The organism is Rhodococcus sp. BL-253-APC-6A1W (assembly GCF_012843405.1).
Classification (GTDB): domain Bacteria; phylum Actinomycetota; class Actinomycetes; order Mycobacteriales; family Mycobacteriaceae; genus Rhodococcus.
This window is the reverse complement of sequence record NZ_JABAFB010000009.1, coordinates 18,696-32,883: the sequence shown is the minus strand read 5'-3', so window position 1 is coordinate 32,883 and position 14,188 is coordinate 18,696. Positions and strand designations below refer to the sequence as shown.

The window sequence follows — 14,188 nt, the reverse complement described above, 5'->3', positions numbered from 1 at the left end:
CATGCTGACACTGAAGGCGGCCGGACTACTCGATGTAGACACCGGCGAGATCATCCGACCGGGCATCCTGCGCATCGACGGCGACCGGATCGTCGGTGTCGGCGGCGAACCGGAGGGCGAGGTCATCGACCTCGGAGACCAGATCCTGATGCCGGGATTGATGGACATGGAAGTCAACCTGCTGATGGGTGGCCGCGGCGAGAAGCCCGTCTACTCCACCGTGCAGGACGATCCGCCGCTGCGCATGCTCCGCGCCGTGGGTAACTCGCGTCGCACGCTGCGTGCCGGTTTCACCACCGTCCGCAACCTCGGCCTGTTCGTGAAAACGGGTGGGTACCTGCTCGACGTGGCACTGGGCAAGGCGATCGACGCCGGCTGGGTCGACGGACCGCGCATCGTGCCCGCCGGCCATGCGATCACTCCCACCGGTGGACACCTCGACCCCACCATGTTCGCCGCGTTCGCACCCGGTGTCCTCGAGCTGACGATCGAGGAGGGAATCGCCAACGGCGTCGACGAAGTCCGCAAGGCGGTCCGGTACCAGATCAAGCACGGCGCGCAGCTCATCAAGGTCTGCGTCTCCGGTGGCGTCATGTCGCACACGGGACTTCCCGGAGCACAGCACTATTCCGACGAAGAACTCCGCGCCATCGTCGACGAGGCGCACCGCCGTGGACTCAAGGTCGCGTCCCACACGCACGGCGCTGACGCCGTCCGTGCGGCCGTTGCCGCAGGTATCGACTGCATCGAGCACGGCTTCCTCATCGACGACGACGCGATCGACCAGATGGTGCAGAACGGCACGTTCCTCGTGCCGACGACGCGGCTCGCCGACGCGATGGACATCTCCCACGCCCCGGCCGATCTCCAGGCCAAGGCAGCCGAGATGTTCCCCAAGGCACGCACTTCGGTGCTTGCCGCGTACAAGGCCGGCGTGAAGATCGCGGTCGGCACCGATGCACCTGCCATACCGCACGGCAAGAACGCCGACGAACTCGTCGCGCTCGTCGACCGCGGCATGCCGCCGCTGGCAGTCATCCAGGCGGCGACCATCAATGCGGCCGAACTCATCGACGTGGACGACCGCGGCCGTCTCGCCGAGGGCCTGCTCGCCGACATCATCGCCGTTCCCGGCGATCCCACCGAAGACATCACCGTCACCCAGAACGTGCGGTTCGTGATGAAAGGCGGAAAGGTCTATGTCAACAACTGACGACCTGGTCGAGATCAATCAGCTTCTCGCGCGTTACGCGGTGAACATGACCAAGGGCGACGTCGACGGTGTCGTGTCCGTCTTCACCCCCGACGGCACCTACAGTGCGTTCGGCGACGCGTTCCCCCTCGACCAGTTCCCCGAACTGGTCGCGGCGGCCCCGAAGGGCCTGTTCATGACCGGCACGGCGCTGGTGGAACTCGAGGGCGACACCGCGACGGGGACGCAGCCCCTGTGCTTCGTCGATCACGCGACCCACGACATGCGGATCGGGTACTACAACGACACCTACGTCCGCACCGAGGACGGGTGGCGGCTCCGGACCCGGGCGATGACCTTCATGCGTCGCAGTGGCGCACACGATTCGGGCATTCCGCACGCATTCGAGCGGCCCTCGGCATGAACGTGACCGAGTTCAGGGACGCCGTACGCGCCTGGCTCGACGAGAACGACCTCCGGCCCGGCCCAGATCATTCGTTCGACGCACAGGTCGAACAGCTGGGCCGGGTCCGGCGTGCGTTGTACGACGCCGGCTGGATGCGTTACGGATGGCCCGAGGCGGTCGGTGGACTCGGCGGCGACGCGATGCTGCGGGCAGTGCTCGGCGAAGAGGTCGCGACCCGCGACCTCGCCGAACCCGGCATCTACTCGATGATCGAAGTGCTTGCGCCCACGATGATCTCGTACGCCCGGCCGGAGCTTGCGGCCGAAATGGTTCCGAAACTGCTTCGCGGCGAGGAACAGTGGTGCCAAGGGTTCTCGGAGCCGGGCTCCGGGAGCGACCTCGCGTCGCTGTCCACACGGGCGGTACAGCGCGGCGACGAGTGGGTCGTCAACGGCCAGAAGGTGTGGACCAGTCTCGCGCAGTTCTCCTCCCGCTGTGTCCTGCTCACGCGGACCGCGCCCGGGCACGGGGGCATCACCGCGTTCTTCGTCGACATGGATACCCCCGGGATCACTGTGCGTCCGCTGCGGACCATGCACGGGGTCGACGAGTTCGCGGAGGTGTACTTCGACGACGTCGTCGTCCCCGCCGACCGCATGCTCGGTAACCCCGGTGACGGGTGGAAGCTCGCGATGGATCTGCTCCCGCACGAGCGGTCGACGTGCTTCTGGCATCGGATCGCGTACCTGTTCACCCGGCTGGATCGCCTGGTCCAGGAGACGGACTCGGCGTCCGACGACGAACTCGGCGCCGCGTATCTCGCGCTGCATACCGTGCGGAGCCGGTCGTACGCGACGCAGCAACGCCTCGCGTCGGGCGCACCGCTGGGTCCCGAGACCTCGGTCGACAAGGTCCTTCTCGCGACCGCGGAGCAGCAGTTGTTCGACACCGCCCGCGACCTTCTTCCCGGTGTGATCGAACTGTCGGACGGGGAGTGGCGCACCGAATTCCTGTATTCGCGCGCAGCGACCATCTACGGCGGTACCGCCGAAATCCAGCGGAACATCATCGCGCGACGGCTGCTCGGATTGGGGACCGAATGACGACGTACAAGACCGCCCAGCCGAATGCGGCGGCGCTGGATCCCGAACTGGGTCTCCTGGCTGATGCGCTGCGGAAGACCATGGAGACCACCACCGGTGCCGCGCTCGATGCGGCACTCGTGGAACTCGGCTGGCCGGAAATGCTCGCCGAGATGCCGGAAGTGGCGATACCTCTCGTATTCGGGCTACTCGGGGAGACGGGTGCGCATGCACCCGTCGTCAACGATGTCGTACTCGCCGAGGCAGGCTCCGGCATCGGTAGCACCGTGCCGTTGCCCTACACCGGTAACCGGTGGATCGAGTGGTCCCGTCACGACCGGGACACCGAGGCTCTCGACGCCGAACTTCCTGTCGCCGTGGTGGAGTCCGGAAGCTCGATACCGGTGTCCGCCGGGCGACGGGCGCTCGGCTGGTGGCTGGTCGGTACGAGCCGGGCGATGCTGGACCTGGCCCGTACCCATGCACTCGACCGCACCCAGTTCGGCAAGCCCATCGCGGGTTTCCAGGCGGTGCGGCATCGGCTCGCGGAAACCTTCGTCGCCATCGAGGGCGCCGAGGCCACGCTGCATGCGGCCACCGACGACCTGGGCTCACTGCTCGCGAAAGCTGCGGCCGGCCGGGCCGCGATCCTCACCGCGCGTCATTGCCAGCAGGTCCTGGGCGGTATCGGATTCACCGCCGAGCACGACCTGCACCGGCATATCCGGCGCGCGCTCGTGCTCGACGGCATGCTCGGCAGTTCCCGGGAGCTGACCCGGGAGGCCGGTGCCATCATCCGTGCCGGTGGGTCAGCGCCCCGTCTCGTCAACCTCTGAAACACCGACCTGCATCCCGGTCCGGCGAGGGATCATGCCTTGGCCGGATCGGGATGGTTGGAGAACCACAGGCTTTCCTCGGTGAGCCGGCAACTCTTCCATCCGTCGTCGGTCCGGATGACCTCGTGGTGGTAATTCCCTCCGCAGTAGGTCAATTCACTCATTCCGGGAAGCCGCATGGGGTTGTAGAACATCGCGCGCACCCGTGCCCTGTCACCGTCGAGGTCGACCTCGATGTTGGTGACGAAGTGCTGCGTCATCGGTAACTGATCGAGCGCCTTCTGCAAGAGCGCGAGTACGTCGTCCCGCGATCCGGGCGGATATCCCACGGAGCTGTAGTCGAGATATGCGTCCTCGGTGAAGACCGAGGCCATACGCTCCCAGTCCTTCGTATCGACAGACGTGGCATAACGGTAGATCAGTTCTGCGATTTCGTGCTTGTCGCACAATTCCTGCGGTGTCATTGGGGCCTCCTCAAGTCCGGAATTCGATTCTGTCAGATGAGAACACGCTTTCCTAGGGCGGCTTTTTCGGGCATGATCGTGTCATGTCACAACTCGATTCTCTTCATGATCTGAGCGGGAAAACCGCTGTCGTCACAGGTGGTTCGCGCGGGATCGGCAGGGCCATCGCCCAGATCCTCGCCGAAGCCGGCGCCGACGTCGTCATCGCCTCCCGCAAACTGGACAACTGTGTCACCGCCGCCGAGGAAATCGCGGAGACCACGGGAAGAAAGCCCCTGCCCGTCGCCTGCCACGTCGGCCGCTGGGACGACTGTAACGACCTCGTCGACACCACTCTCGAGCATTTCGGGCGGCTCGACATCCTCATCAACAACGCCGGCATGTCCCCGTTGTACGAGGACCTCGAGTCCATCACCGAAGACCTCTACGACAAGACGTTCGGGGTCAACCTGAAAGGCCCGTTCCGCCTCGCCGTTCGGGCCGGGGCGTACATGGCCGATCACGACGGTGGGTCGATCATCAATGTCGGTACCGCAGGGTCGCTGGTCGCCAGCGTGCGGGAACTGCCCTACGCGTGCGCGAAGGCCGGTCTCAACGCGCTGACCGTCGGCCTCGCAGAGGCATATGCCCCGAAGGTGCGGGTCAACGCGATCCTGCCCGGACCGTTCCGCACCGATCTGTCGAAGGCGTGGGCGCCGGCCGAGGACGAGGACGCACCGTTCGTCCCGCTGCGTCGCATGGGCCGGCCGGAGGAGATCGCCCCGCTCGCACTGCATCTCGCCAGTGACGCGTCCAGTTTCACCACCGGAGCGATCATCCGGGTGGACGGCGGCGTCACCCGCAAGGTCTGACCACGACCACGACGAAAGGGCGCCCCTCCGCATCGGAGGGGCGCCCTTCGGGCGTGCGCTCTACTTGATGTTCTGCTTCATCTCGTCGAGTTTCATCAGCACCGGCCAGCCACCGACACTGAGCGCGTTTCCGTGCCCGGTCTGGTGGATGTCGAACACCGACTGGATGGCTGCGTAGAAGCCCTGCACGTCCAGCGTCTGATTGACAGCCCGCTTCGCCTGCCGCAGACCGAACGGCGGCATCTGAGCGATCTGCTCGGCGAGTTCGCGAACCTCGGCATCGAGACGATCCCGGGGCACGACTTTGTTGACCATGCCGGTCTTCTCCGCCTCGTCCGCGGTCACCGGGCGGCCGGTGAACAGAATCTCCTTGGCCTTGCGCGGGCCGAGTTCCCAGGTGTGGCCGTGGTATTCGACACCGCCGATGCCCATCATCACGACCGGGTCGGAGAACGAAGCGTCCTCCGACGCGACGATGAGATCGCACGGCCAGCACAGCAGCAGGCCACCCGCGATACACCTGCCCTGGACGGCGGCGATGGACGGCTTGGGAATGTTCCGCCACCGCATCGAGTATTCGAGGTACCGGCGGGACTCGGTCGAATAGATCATCTCGAGCGTGATCTTGTCGGGGACGGGGCCCCCACCACGCATGTCGTGGCCCGCCGAGAAGTGCTTGCCCTCCGCTCGGAGGACGATCACCGACACCTCGGGATCGTCGCCGGCCTTCCGCCATGCTTCGTCGAGTTCGTCGAGAAGAGCAGCATTCTGGGCGTTCGCGGCGTCGGGCCGGTTGAGCGTGATCGTCGCGATCTTGTCCTCGACCTCGTACAGGATGTACATGTCGGGCTCCTCATCCACGGGGAAGGCCGAGCACCCGCTCGGCGATGATGTTCCTCTGAATTTCCGACGTGCCGCCCGCGATGGTGCCGGCGAAACTCCGGACGAAACGTTCGAACCAGCTGGACGAGAAGTTGTCGAGATTCCACGGCACGTACGCCGACGTGGTGGCGGGATGGACGAGCCCTTCCGCACCGGCGGCGTCGAGCGCGTACTCGGCACCGTTCTGCACCGCTTCGGAACCGAGCAGCTTGAGTACCGACAATGCCGGTACATCCTGGTTGCCGCGCGATTCACGCACCAGCGCAGCCGAACCGAGAAGTTTCAGTGCCTGATGGTCCATGACGAGACTGGCGAACCGGTCGCGATCGAGCACCGTCTGCGGGCGGAAATCCTCGACGAGGTCCTGCAGCCGATCCGAGAAGCTGAGCCACAGCAGCGTCCGCTCGTGGCCGAGCGAACCGTTGGCGACCTTCCAGCCGCCGTTCAGCTCTCCGATGAGGTTTTCCGCGGGCACCCGGACGTCGGTGAAGAACACCTCGTTGAAGTCCCGATCGTCGCCGTCCGCGATCGAGGGGAACGGGCGCCGCACGACACCCGGGGTGTCGGTCGGGATCAGCAGAACGCTGATGCCCTTGTGCTTCGGCGCATCCGGGTCGGTGCGCACGAACGTCAGCAGGACGTCGGCGTCGTGCGCACCGGAGGTCCATACCTTCTGTCCGTTGACGACGAAGTGGTCACCGTCGAGCACGGCACGGGTACGCAGCGAGGCGAGGTCGGATCCGGCGCCGGGTTCGCTCATACCGAGGGCCGCGGTGACCTCGGCGCGCAGGATGGGAATCGCCCAGTTCTTCTTCTGCTCTTCCGACCCGAACGACAGCAGGGACGCCGCGATGATCCCGAGGCCCTGAGGGTTGAAGCTGTGATAGATCCGCCGCTTCGACAACTCTTCGAGGTGCACGTACTGCTGCAGAATCGTCGCGTTCCGGCCACCGAATTCCGGTGGGTTGGCCGGCAGCAGCCATCCGTGGTCGAACTGGGTGCGCTGCCACCGTCGAGCCCACTCCGGTACGTCGGCACTCGAGTGGGCGCGCTCGGCGGCCTCCGACTCGTCGGGAAGGTTGTCTTCGAGGAACGCGACGAATTCGGCGCGGAACTCCTCGACATCGGAATCAAACGAAAGTTGCACGGTACTCCTCGGCGATCAGCGCCCGGTGCTCCGACGCGGACCCGAGCATGTGCTCGGCTGCGCGAGCGCGCTTGAGCGCGAACTGAAGGTCGTTCTCCCAGGTGAAGCCCATCGCACCGAACAGCTGGAGGCCACTGCGGAAGACGAGCGATTGGCATTCCCCCGCAGCCGCTTTCGCCATGGAGGCAGCCAGCCTGCGGCGGGGATCGTTCTCGGCGACGGTGAGCGCCGCGAAGTACGCCAGTGCCCGGGCACGCTGGATTGCGACGTGCATGTCGGTCGCCCGGTGCTTGACCGCCTGGAACGACCCGATCGGCACACCGAACTGCTGACGGTTGCGCACGTGGTCGAGCGCGAGGTCCAGAACGCGTTGGCACGCACCGACTGTGGACAGTGCGAGACCGGTGAGCGCGATATGGCGCGCTCCCTCGACATCGATCCCGGTCCGGGGTTCGCCCTCGACCCGCACACCGTCGAACGACAGATCCGCGACGTGGAGAACCGGATCGAAGACCGGACTGCGTCTCGCCGCAACCTTGTCGGCGTCGACGGTGAAGACGCCGGCCTCGGTCACGACGGCGAGTTGCTCGGCCCTGTCACCGTCGAGCACACGCAGCGCTGTTCCGTGGAGGACCCAGCCTGTCGAGTCGCGGTAGGCCTTCACACCCTCGTAGACCGCGGCCCCTGCACGATCGGGTCCGGTCACCCCCGCGAGCGGGGCGAACTGTGTCGTCGTCGCCAGGAACGGAGTGGGGTCGGTTGCCCGTCCGAGTTCCTCGATGACGATGGCGAGTTCGACCGCCGACTCGGGATCGGCGAGTTCGGTCCATCCCATCCCCACGTACGTCTTCCACAGGGGTGCCGGATCGGCACCGCTGTCGACCACGGCACGTACGAGAGTGGGTGGACATTCCTTCGCCGTCACTTCACGGACGGTTTTCTGCCACAACTGCTGATCGGAGTCGAACTCGAAGAGCATTCCGGCATGCCTCCTTGCCAGTGCTGCAATGCACAATTGGAGTGAGAATAACATTCTCTTATGAAGATAGTAAGAGTCTCATGTTCGCGTCCGGAGGGTACTGTTGCTACCCCGAAGTGTCCCTACCCTCCGGTACAGTGCTCCTATGTCCACCCCACGTGACGAAGCGCAGTCCCAGCGGTGACCGGCCCGAGCGAAGAGCCGGCCTGGAAGCAGCGGGCAGTCGAGCGGTCGATCCGGACCGCGAAGCTGCGCGCCGAGCAGCGCGTACAGCGTTTCCTCGACGCAGCACAGGCGATCATCACCGAAAAGGGAAGCACCGACTTCACCGTCCAGGAAGTCGTCGACCGGTCGAAGCAGTCGCTCCGCAGCTTCTACCTGCAGTTCGACGGGAAGCACGAGCTTCTGCTCGCGCTGTTCGAGGACGCGCTCGGTCGCTCGGCCGACCAGATCCGCGCCGCTGCGGCGGGCGAAGACGACCCCCTCGACCAGCTTCGCGTCGCCGTGGAGTTGCTCTTCGAATCGTCGCGCCCGGACCCGACGGCCCAGCGTCCCCTCTTCACCGATTTCGCGCCCCAGCTGCTGCTCACGCATCCCGCCGAGGTCAAGGTGGCGCACGCGGCGATGCTCACCTTGTTCACGGAACTCATGGAAAAGGTCGACGCCGCAGGAAAGATGCGCGCCGGAGCCAACCCGAAACGCATGGCCGCGATGACGATGCAGACCGTGATGTTCATCGCACAGTCCAGCGGTGGAGACGACACAGCCCGCGCGATTACCGCCGACGAGGTATGGGCTTTCTGTTCCGAAGGCTTCGCTGCTCGCTGACGAGAATCGTATTCTCAAACTCGGTCAATTCGCTTACACTCGGCGTGTGCCCGAGCTCTGGAACGATCTCCTCAACTGCCTCGACCTACGCGCGTGCCCCTCGGACGAAGCCCGAGACGACGTCACGCTCTTCGACGGAGCCAACCTGCAACTGGAGTATCACCGGTTGTTCGGAGGGCAGCTCCTCGGACAGTTCGTGCGCGCCGCGCAACTCTCCTGCCCCGAGAAGAGCATCAAGTCGCTGCACGCGGTGTTCGCCCGTGAGGGACGCGCGGACGAACCCGTGCGGTACGACGTCACCCGGCAGCACGAGGGTCGTTCGTTCGCGACTCTGACAGCGGTCGCACGGCAATCGCGCGGCGTTCTCGCGACCGCGTCGGTGTCCATGCACGCACACGAAGACGGTCCCGACCTCCAGACCACCGATGCGGTGCCCGGAGTCTTGCCGGCCGACACCCGTACCGAATTCTCGCTGATCCCGTGGGAAACACGTACGACCACGGATCTCGCGGATCCCGGAGTCTCGGCCCCGGAGTTCGAAATGTGGATGCGCACACCCGAAGTCGACTCCGTCTATGCGCCGGCGCTCGCCGCGTACGCGACCGACCTCAATCTCATCGGCACCGCGCTGCTCGGGATCGACGGTTTCGACCACACCGGCAACGGAACGAAGTTCACGTCGGCGGTCACGTCGCACAATCTCTGGTTCCACCGCCCATTCCGCAGCGACGAATGGCTGTTGCTGCGCCAGCACAGTCCCGTGCTGACCCACGGCCGCTGCTTCGGCCGTGGCGATGTCCTCACCGAAGGCGGTTCCCTGGTCGCCTCGTACGCGCAGGAAGCGCTCGTTCGCCTCCCCGTATAGGTCTCGTTGCAGAACAACCCTTTTCGCGTGGTACCCGTAGATACCGAGGTGTGAAGTGGAAGAGTCTCCCGTGTCCGGGCCGATCGGCACCGCAGTCGCTCCGGACGGGGAGAACACCCGTCCCCTGCGGGTGGTTCAATGGGCAACCGGAAACATCGGCACACGTGCCCTCCGGGCGGTGATCGATCATCCGGCGCTCACCCTCGCGGGCGTGTACGTCCACAGCGACGACAAGGCCGGACGTGACGCCGGGGAGTTGTGCGGACGCGACACGGTGGGCGTGCGTGCCACCAGGAAGATCGACGACATCCTGGCCCTGGGTGCCGATTGCGTCCTGTACATGCCGTTGAGATTCGATCTCGACGAAGTCTGCCGGATCCTCGCGTCGGGAACGCACGTCGTCACCACACGTGGGGAGTTCCATCATCCGAGGACCATGGATCCGGCGCTGCGTGCTGCCGTCGAGGAAGCGTGCACGCTCGGCGGCACATCGATCCACAGCACCGGGAGCAGTCCGGGTTTCATCACCGAAGCCGTGCCGCTCGTCCTCGCGTCCATTCAGCGCCGTCTCGAGCACCTGGCCATCGACGAGTACGCCGACCTGTCACAACGTAATTCGCCCGGAATCCTGTTCGAAGTCATGGGTTTCGGTGGTCCGGCCGGAGACTTCGAGGACGCCCGCCTCGCCCACGTACAGTCCAACTTCGGTCCGTCCCTCTCCGCACTGGCCGACGCACTCGGAGTTTCTCTCGACTCGGTCGAAGCGTCCGGCGAGGTGGCGGTCGCCCGGCACTCGGTGACCATCGCGGCAGGAACGATCGAAGCGGGGACCGTCGCCGCCCAGAGAATCACCGTGTCGGGCATGAAGGACGGCCGAGAACTCATGCGGTTCCGCCCCACCTGGTACTGCACCGACGATCTCGATGCGGACTGGGATCTTCATTCCACCGGGTGGCACATCTCCGTCGACGGCGACGCCCCCCTCGACATCGAGATGCGGTTCCCGGTCCCGCTCGAGCGGATGAGCGAGGTGTCGCCGTCGTACACGGCCAACCGCGCGGTGAACGCGATTCCCGCGGTGTGTGCGGCGGCGCCCGGCATCCGGACCACCGTCGACTTGCCCCTGATCGTTCCCGAGTTCAGCTGACCGGTCCACGGGAGACGGCACCGGCGCCGAAGATCAACTGTTCGGCGGCCGCGTACGCGTCACTGCTGCCGTCCGCGACCGAATCCGCCAGGTCCCCGAGCCCCGGATGTGTGCGGAGCAGTGTGTGGGCAAGCGAGAGGATCTGGGCCCGGGCGCGCGCACTCCGTCGTTCCGGGGTGTCGGCGCGCTGGTGCGCCTCGATGGCGTCGAGCAACTCCGGGATACCTGCTCCGGTGGAGGCGACCAGCTTGAGGATCGGTACCTTCGCCTCGGTCCGGAGATCCCGGACGGTCTGATCCGCGCCTTCCCGATCGGCCTTGTTGACCACGAGAAGGTCGGCGACTTCGAGCAATCCTGCCTTCGCGGCCTGAACGGTGTCTCCACCACCGGGATTGAGTATCACCACCGTGGGATCGGCGACCGAGGCGATCTCGATCTCCGATTGGCCGACGCCCACTGTCTCGAGCACGATCACGTCGTAGGCCAAGGCGGCGAGCAGGCGGATCGCAGCCGGCACCGCAGCCGCGAGCCCACCGAGATGCCCACGCGAGGCCACGGAACGGATGAGCACGTCACGGTCGTGGACGTGCTCGGCCATCCTGATGCGGTCACCGAGAAGGGCGCCGCCGCTGTACGGCGACGACGGGTCCACCGCCAGGACCGCGACCCGCAGCCCGCGCGCCCGGTACCCGGCGACCATCGCACCGACAGTGGTGGACTTGCCTGCCCCGGGTGGGCCGGTGACACCGACCACCCGAGTGGTGGCCGGCCCCAGAGCCTCGAGCACCTCGTTGCGACGCGGGCTCTCGACCAGACTCAGCAGCCGCCCTGCGGCGCGCGGAGATCCTCCGCGCGCCGCAGTGAGCAGATCGGCGATGTTCGCTGTGCCGGAACCACTCAAGGCGCAGGCACCTCGATGACGGTGGCCGAGCCCATACCTCCGCCCGCACACATCGCCGCGACACCGATGCCGCCGCCGCGACGGCGCAACTCGTGGACGAGCGTGACCAGCATCCGGGCACCGGTTGCCGCGACGGGATGGCCGAGCGAGCAACCGCTGCCGCTCGTGTTGACCTTCTCGGGGTCCAGGTCGAGCAGCTTGATGCATGCGACGCACTGCGCGGCGAATGCTTCGTTGATCTCGAAGAGGTCGACGTCGGCGATGGACAGTCCGGCGCGGGCGAGCGCCTTCGGGATCGCTTCGACGGGTGCGAGACCGGTGATGGCCGGATCGACACCGACCGAGGCCCAAGCGCGCACGGTGCCGAGCGCCGGCAGGCCGAGGTCGCTGCTGGCGATGGCGAGTGCCGCCGCGGCGTCGTTACCGCCACTGGAGTTGCCCGCGGTGATGCCGAAGCCCTCGATCTCGGGGTGCAGCACCTTCAGCGAGGCGAGCTTCTCGAGGCTGGTGTCGCGGCGGGGATGCTCGTCGACGGAGAACAGGCCGTGCGGCGTCTCGATGGGAACGATCTCTTCCTTGAACCGTCCCTCGTCGATCGCCCGCAGTGCCATCTGATGGGACCGGAACGCCCAGGCGTCCATCTCTTCCCGGGTCACGCCTGCCTTGACCGCGGCATTCCAGCCGACGGTGATGGACATGTCGCGGTTGGGCGCGTCGGGCTGGTCGGGGTGGGTGGGCGACATCCACGGCACCCACTCGTCACCCTGCCGGACCATCGACCGCGGAGAGGTGGAGGCGGAGTTCACGCCTCCGGCGATCACGAGCTGGTCCATGCCGGCACGAATCCCTGCCGCGGCGGTCTGCACCGCGGCGAGGCCCGCCGCGCAGTGCCGGTTGTGGGACAAACCGGGTACGGAGACGAGCCCGGAGGTAAGCGCTGCATGACGCGCGATCACGCCGCCGCCGTACAGGCCTTCACCGAGGATCACGTCGTCGATGAGGCTCTTGTCGAGGTCCTCCGCGGTGGCCGACACCACGTGATGGGCGAGCTCGAATGCGGTGGTGTCACGAAGAGTGCCCTTCATGGCGGTACCGATCGGGGTACGCAGTGCAGAGACTATGACGGCTTCAGGCATGGGTGTTCTCCAGTTCGGCGAGTAGGTTGCGGCGCAAAAGTTTTCCTGTTTCGGTCTTCGGAAGCTCGTCGCGGAACACAATCGTGTCCGGTGTCTTGGACGAGCGCAGCCGGTCCTTGACCCATTGGCGGACTTCTTCGGGGTCCGCGGAGCCGACGAGTACGGCGACGAGGCGCTGACCCCATTCCGCGTCGGAGACACCGATGACGGCAGCTTCGGTGACCCCGGGATGAGCGAGCAGCACGTCCTCGATCTCGGCGGGGGCGATGTTCTCGCCGCCCCGGATGATGGTGTCGTCGGACCGGCCCTCCACGAAGAGGTAGCCGTCGCTGTCGAGGTGCCCGAGGTCGCGGGTGGAGAACCAGCCCTCGCCGTCGAGGACGCTCCGGTTGCCGTATTCGCCGGAGATCTGTTCCCCGCGAACGTAGATCAGGCCGCTGTGACCCGGTTCCACCGGCTCTCCGTCTTCGGTGCGGATCTCGATCTCGATGCCGGGCAGCGGACGTCCGACGGAGCCGAGCCGTTCGCGGACTGCGGGATCGTCGGAAGCGAAGGCCACCCGGTGGTCGTCGGGGCCGAGCACGGCGATCGACGACGCGGTCTCGGTGAGCCCGTAGGCATTGACGAATCCCGTGTGCGGGAACACCCGCAACGCATGTTCGAGGACCGGACGCGGCGTCCGGGACCCGCCGTAGGCAAGGCTGGCGAGCGAGGGCGTGGCCGCCTCGTCGTCGCCGAGTTCGGCGACGATGCGCGCGAGCATGGTCGGCACGAGCATGGCGTGGGTGACCTTCTCGCGACGGACGGTGTCGAGCCACACCTTGGGGTCGAATGCGGCGAGATAGACCACCCTGCGTCCTGTGTAGAAGTTCGACAGGAGGTTGGTCAGTCCCGCGATGTGGTACGGCGGGACCGACACGAGCGACGCGTCGGTCTCGGCGGCCGAGGCGAACTCCATCGTGTTGAGAACGTATGCCAGCAGATGGCGGTGCCGCAGGATTGCGGGCTTCGGATCCGAAGTCGTGCCACTCGTGTAGATGATGGCCGCGACCGCGTCACCGTCCCACTGACCTTCCAGGTCGGACGTGTCGACCTCGCCGAGCGCATCGTCGGTGAGCGCGTCCAGGTCGGCCTCGTCGAGGACGAGTGCCCCCGGGTGCCGATCCTTCAGTGCGGTGAGTTGCTGCTCCCCGAGCCGATAGTTGAGGGGGACGAACGGCACACCGGCCAGAGCCGCGCCGAAGAGGGCGACGGGGTACGCGAGATGGTTCGCTCCCGAATACAGGACCGCCGGATGATTCCGGAAGCCGACGGCAGCGCGGCGTGCCAGAGTGTCGAGGCGCGCGGCCGTCAGCGTGCGATCGCCGACGGTCGCCACCGCCCGATCGCCGTTGCTTGCGGCCATTTCTAGAATCATGCTTAGGTTCATGAGAACATTATTCTCACAGGTGCAGAGCCGCAGTTGCAAGAAG

The 14,188-nt window shown here is 66.2% G+C and carries 15 protein-coding genes; 8 read left to right on the top strand and 7 right to left on the bottom strand.

The window, feature by feature from the left end:
• Position 1: 1 nt before the first annotated feature.
• The 4 genes from HF877_RS15110 to HF877_RS15095 are packed head-to-tail and all read left to right on the top strand — an operon-like array spanning position 2 to position 3,516.
• Positions 2–1,213 (top strand): amidohydrolase family protein, encoded by a 1,212-nt coding sequence (locus HF877_RS15110; RefSeq protein ID WP_169622015.1) that lies wholly within the window; start codon positions 2–4, stop codon positions 1,211–1,213.
• Positions 1,200–1,616, top strand: a complete 417-nt coding sequence (locus tag HF877_RS15105) for a nuclear transport factor 2 family protein (RefSeq protein WP_169622014.1) — start codon at positions 1,200–1,202, stop codon at positions 1,614–1,616. Before HF877_RS15110 ends, HF877_RS15105 begins: the two co-directional genes overlap by 14 nt.
• The gene (locus HF877_RS15100) at positions 1,613–2,701 is read left to right on the top strand and encodes an acyl-CoA dehydrogenase family protein (RefSeq protein ID WP_169622013.1); all 1,089 of its coding nucleotides are present in this window, start codon (positions 1,613–1,615) and stop codon (positions 2,699–2,701) included. Before HF877_RS15105 ends, HF877_RS15100 begins: the two co-directional genes overlap by 4 nt.
• On the top strand, positions 2,698–3,516 hold the full coding sequence (locus HF877_RS15095; RefSeq protein ID WP_169622012.1) for an acyl-CoA dehydrogenase family protein: 819 nt from the start codon (positions 2,698–2,700) through the stop codon (positions 3,514–3,516). The genes HF877_RS15100 and HF877_RS15095 overlap by 4 nt, the downstream gene beginning before the upstream one ends.
• A 32-nt stretch (positions 3,517–3,548) precedes the next feature.
• Here the strand turns inward: HF877_RS15095 and HF877_RS15090 are convergent, their stop codons facing one another.
• Positions 3,549–3,980 (bottom strand): nuclear transport factor 2 family protein, encoded by a 432-nt coding sequence (locus tag HF877_RS15090; RefSeq protein ID WP_169622011.1) that lies wholly within the window; start codon positions 3,978–3,980, stop codon positions 3,549–3,551.
• Positions 3,981–4,063: 83 nt separating this feature from the next.
• Between HF877_RS15090 and HF877_RS15085 the strand changes: the two genes are divergently transcribed.
• A complete protein-coding gene (locus tag HF877_RS15085; RefSeq protein WP_169622010.1) occupies positions 4,064–4,831 on the top strand; it encodes a glucose 1-dehydrogenase in 768 nt (255 codons plus the stop codon).
• 60 nt (positions 4,832–4,891) lie between these two features.
• Here the strand turns inward: HF877_RS15085 and HF877_RS15080 are convergent, their stop codons facing one another.
• Genes HF877_RS15080 through HF877_RS15070 form a run of 3 tightly spaced genes read right to left on the bottom strand, consistent with a single transcriptional unit; the run spans position 4,892 to position 7,839 of the window.
• Positions 4,892–5,674, bottom strand: a complete 783-nt coding sequence (locus tag HF877_RS15080) for an enoyl-CoA hydratase (RefSeq protein ID WP_169622009.1) — start codon at positions 5,672–5,674, stop codon at positions 4,892–4,894.
• Between the two features lie 10 nt (positions 5,675–5,684).
• Positions 5,685–6,860 (bottom strand): acyl-CoA dehydrogenase family protein, encoded by a 1,176-nt coding sequence (locus HF877_RS15075; protein WP_169622008.1) that lies wholly within the window; start codon positions 6,858–6,860, stop codon positions 5,685–5,687.
• The gene (locus tag HF877_RS15070; protein WP_169622007.1) at positions 6,844–7,839 is read right to left on the bottom strand and encodes an acyl-CoA dehydrogenase family protein; all 996 of its coding nucleotides are present in this window, start codon (positions 7,837–7,839) and stop codon (positions 6,844–6,846) included. The genes HF877_RS15075 and HF877_RS15070 overlap by 17 nt, the downstream gene beginning before the upstream one ends.
• A 180-nt stretch (positions 7,840–8,019) precedes the next feature.
• Here HF877_RS15070 and HF877_RS15065 point away from each other — a divergent pair, with 180 nt between their 5' ends.
• Genes HF877_RS15065 through HF877_RS15055 form a run of 3 tightly spaced genes read left to right on the top strand, consistent with a single transcriptional unit; the run spans position 8,020 to position 10,679 of the window.
• Positions 8,020–8,667 carry a TetR/AcrR family transcriptional regulator gene (locus tag HF877_RS15065; protein WP_169622006.1) on the top strand — a complete coding sequence of 216 codons (648 nt, stop codon included), beginning with the start codon at positions 8,020–8,022 and terminating at the stop codon, positions 8,665–8,667.
• 46 nt (positions 8,668–8,713) lie between these two features.
• Positions 8,714–9,532 carry an acyl-CoA thioesterase domain-containing protein gene (locus tag HF877_RS15060; protein ID WP_169622005.1) on the top strand — a complete coding sequence of 273 codons (819 nt, stop codon included), beginning with the start codon at positions 8,714–8,716 and terminating at the stop codon, positions 9,530–9,532.
• 55 nt (positions 9,533–9,587) lie between these two features.
• On the top strand, positions 9,588–10,679 hold the full coding sequence (locus HF877_RS15055; protein ID WP_346765181.1) for a dihydrodipicolinate reductase: 1,092 nt from the start codon (positions 9,588–9,590) through the stop codon (positions 10,677–10,679).
• Here the strand turns inward: HF877_RS15055 and meaB are convergent.
• The 3 genes from meaB to HF877_RS15040 are packed head-to-tail and all read right to left on the bottom strand — an operon-like array spanning position 10,672 to position 14,145.
• On the bottom strand, positions 10,672–11,580 hold the full coding sequence (gene meaB / locus HF877_RS15050; protein WP_206037175.1) for a methylmalonyl Co-A mutase-associated GTPase MeaB: 909 nt from the start codon (positions 11,578–11,580) through the stop codon (positions 10,672–10,674). The two genes, HF877_RS15055 and meaB, sit on opposite strands and share 8 nt — an antisense overlap.
• On the bottom strand, positions 11,577–12,716 hold the full coding sequence (locus HF877_RS15045; RefSeq protein WP_169622004.1) for a thiolase family protein: 1,140 nt from the start codon (positions 12,714–12,716) through the stop codon (positions 11,577–11,579). Before HF877_RS15045 ends, meaB begins: the two co-directional genes overlap by 4 nt.
• On the bottom strand, positions 12,709–14,145 hold the full coding sequence (locus HF877_RS15040; RefSeq protein WP_169622003.1) for a class I adenylate-forming enzyme family protein: 1,437 nt from the start codon (positions 14,143–14,145) through the stop codon (positions 12,709–12,711). Before HF877_RS15040 ends, HF877_RS15045 begins: the two co-directional genes overlap by 8 nt.
• Between the last annotated feature and the right edge of the window lie 43 nt (positions 14,146–14,188).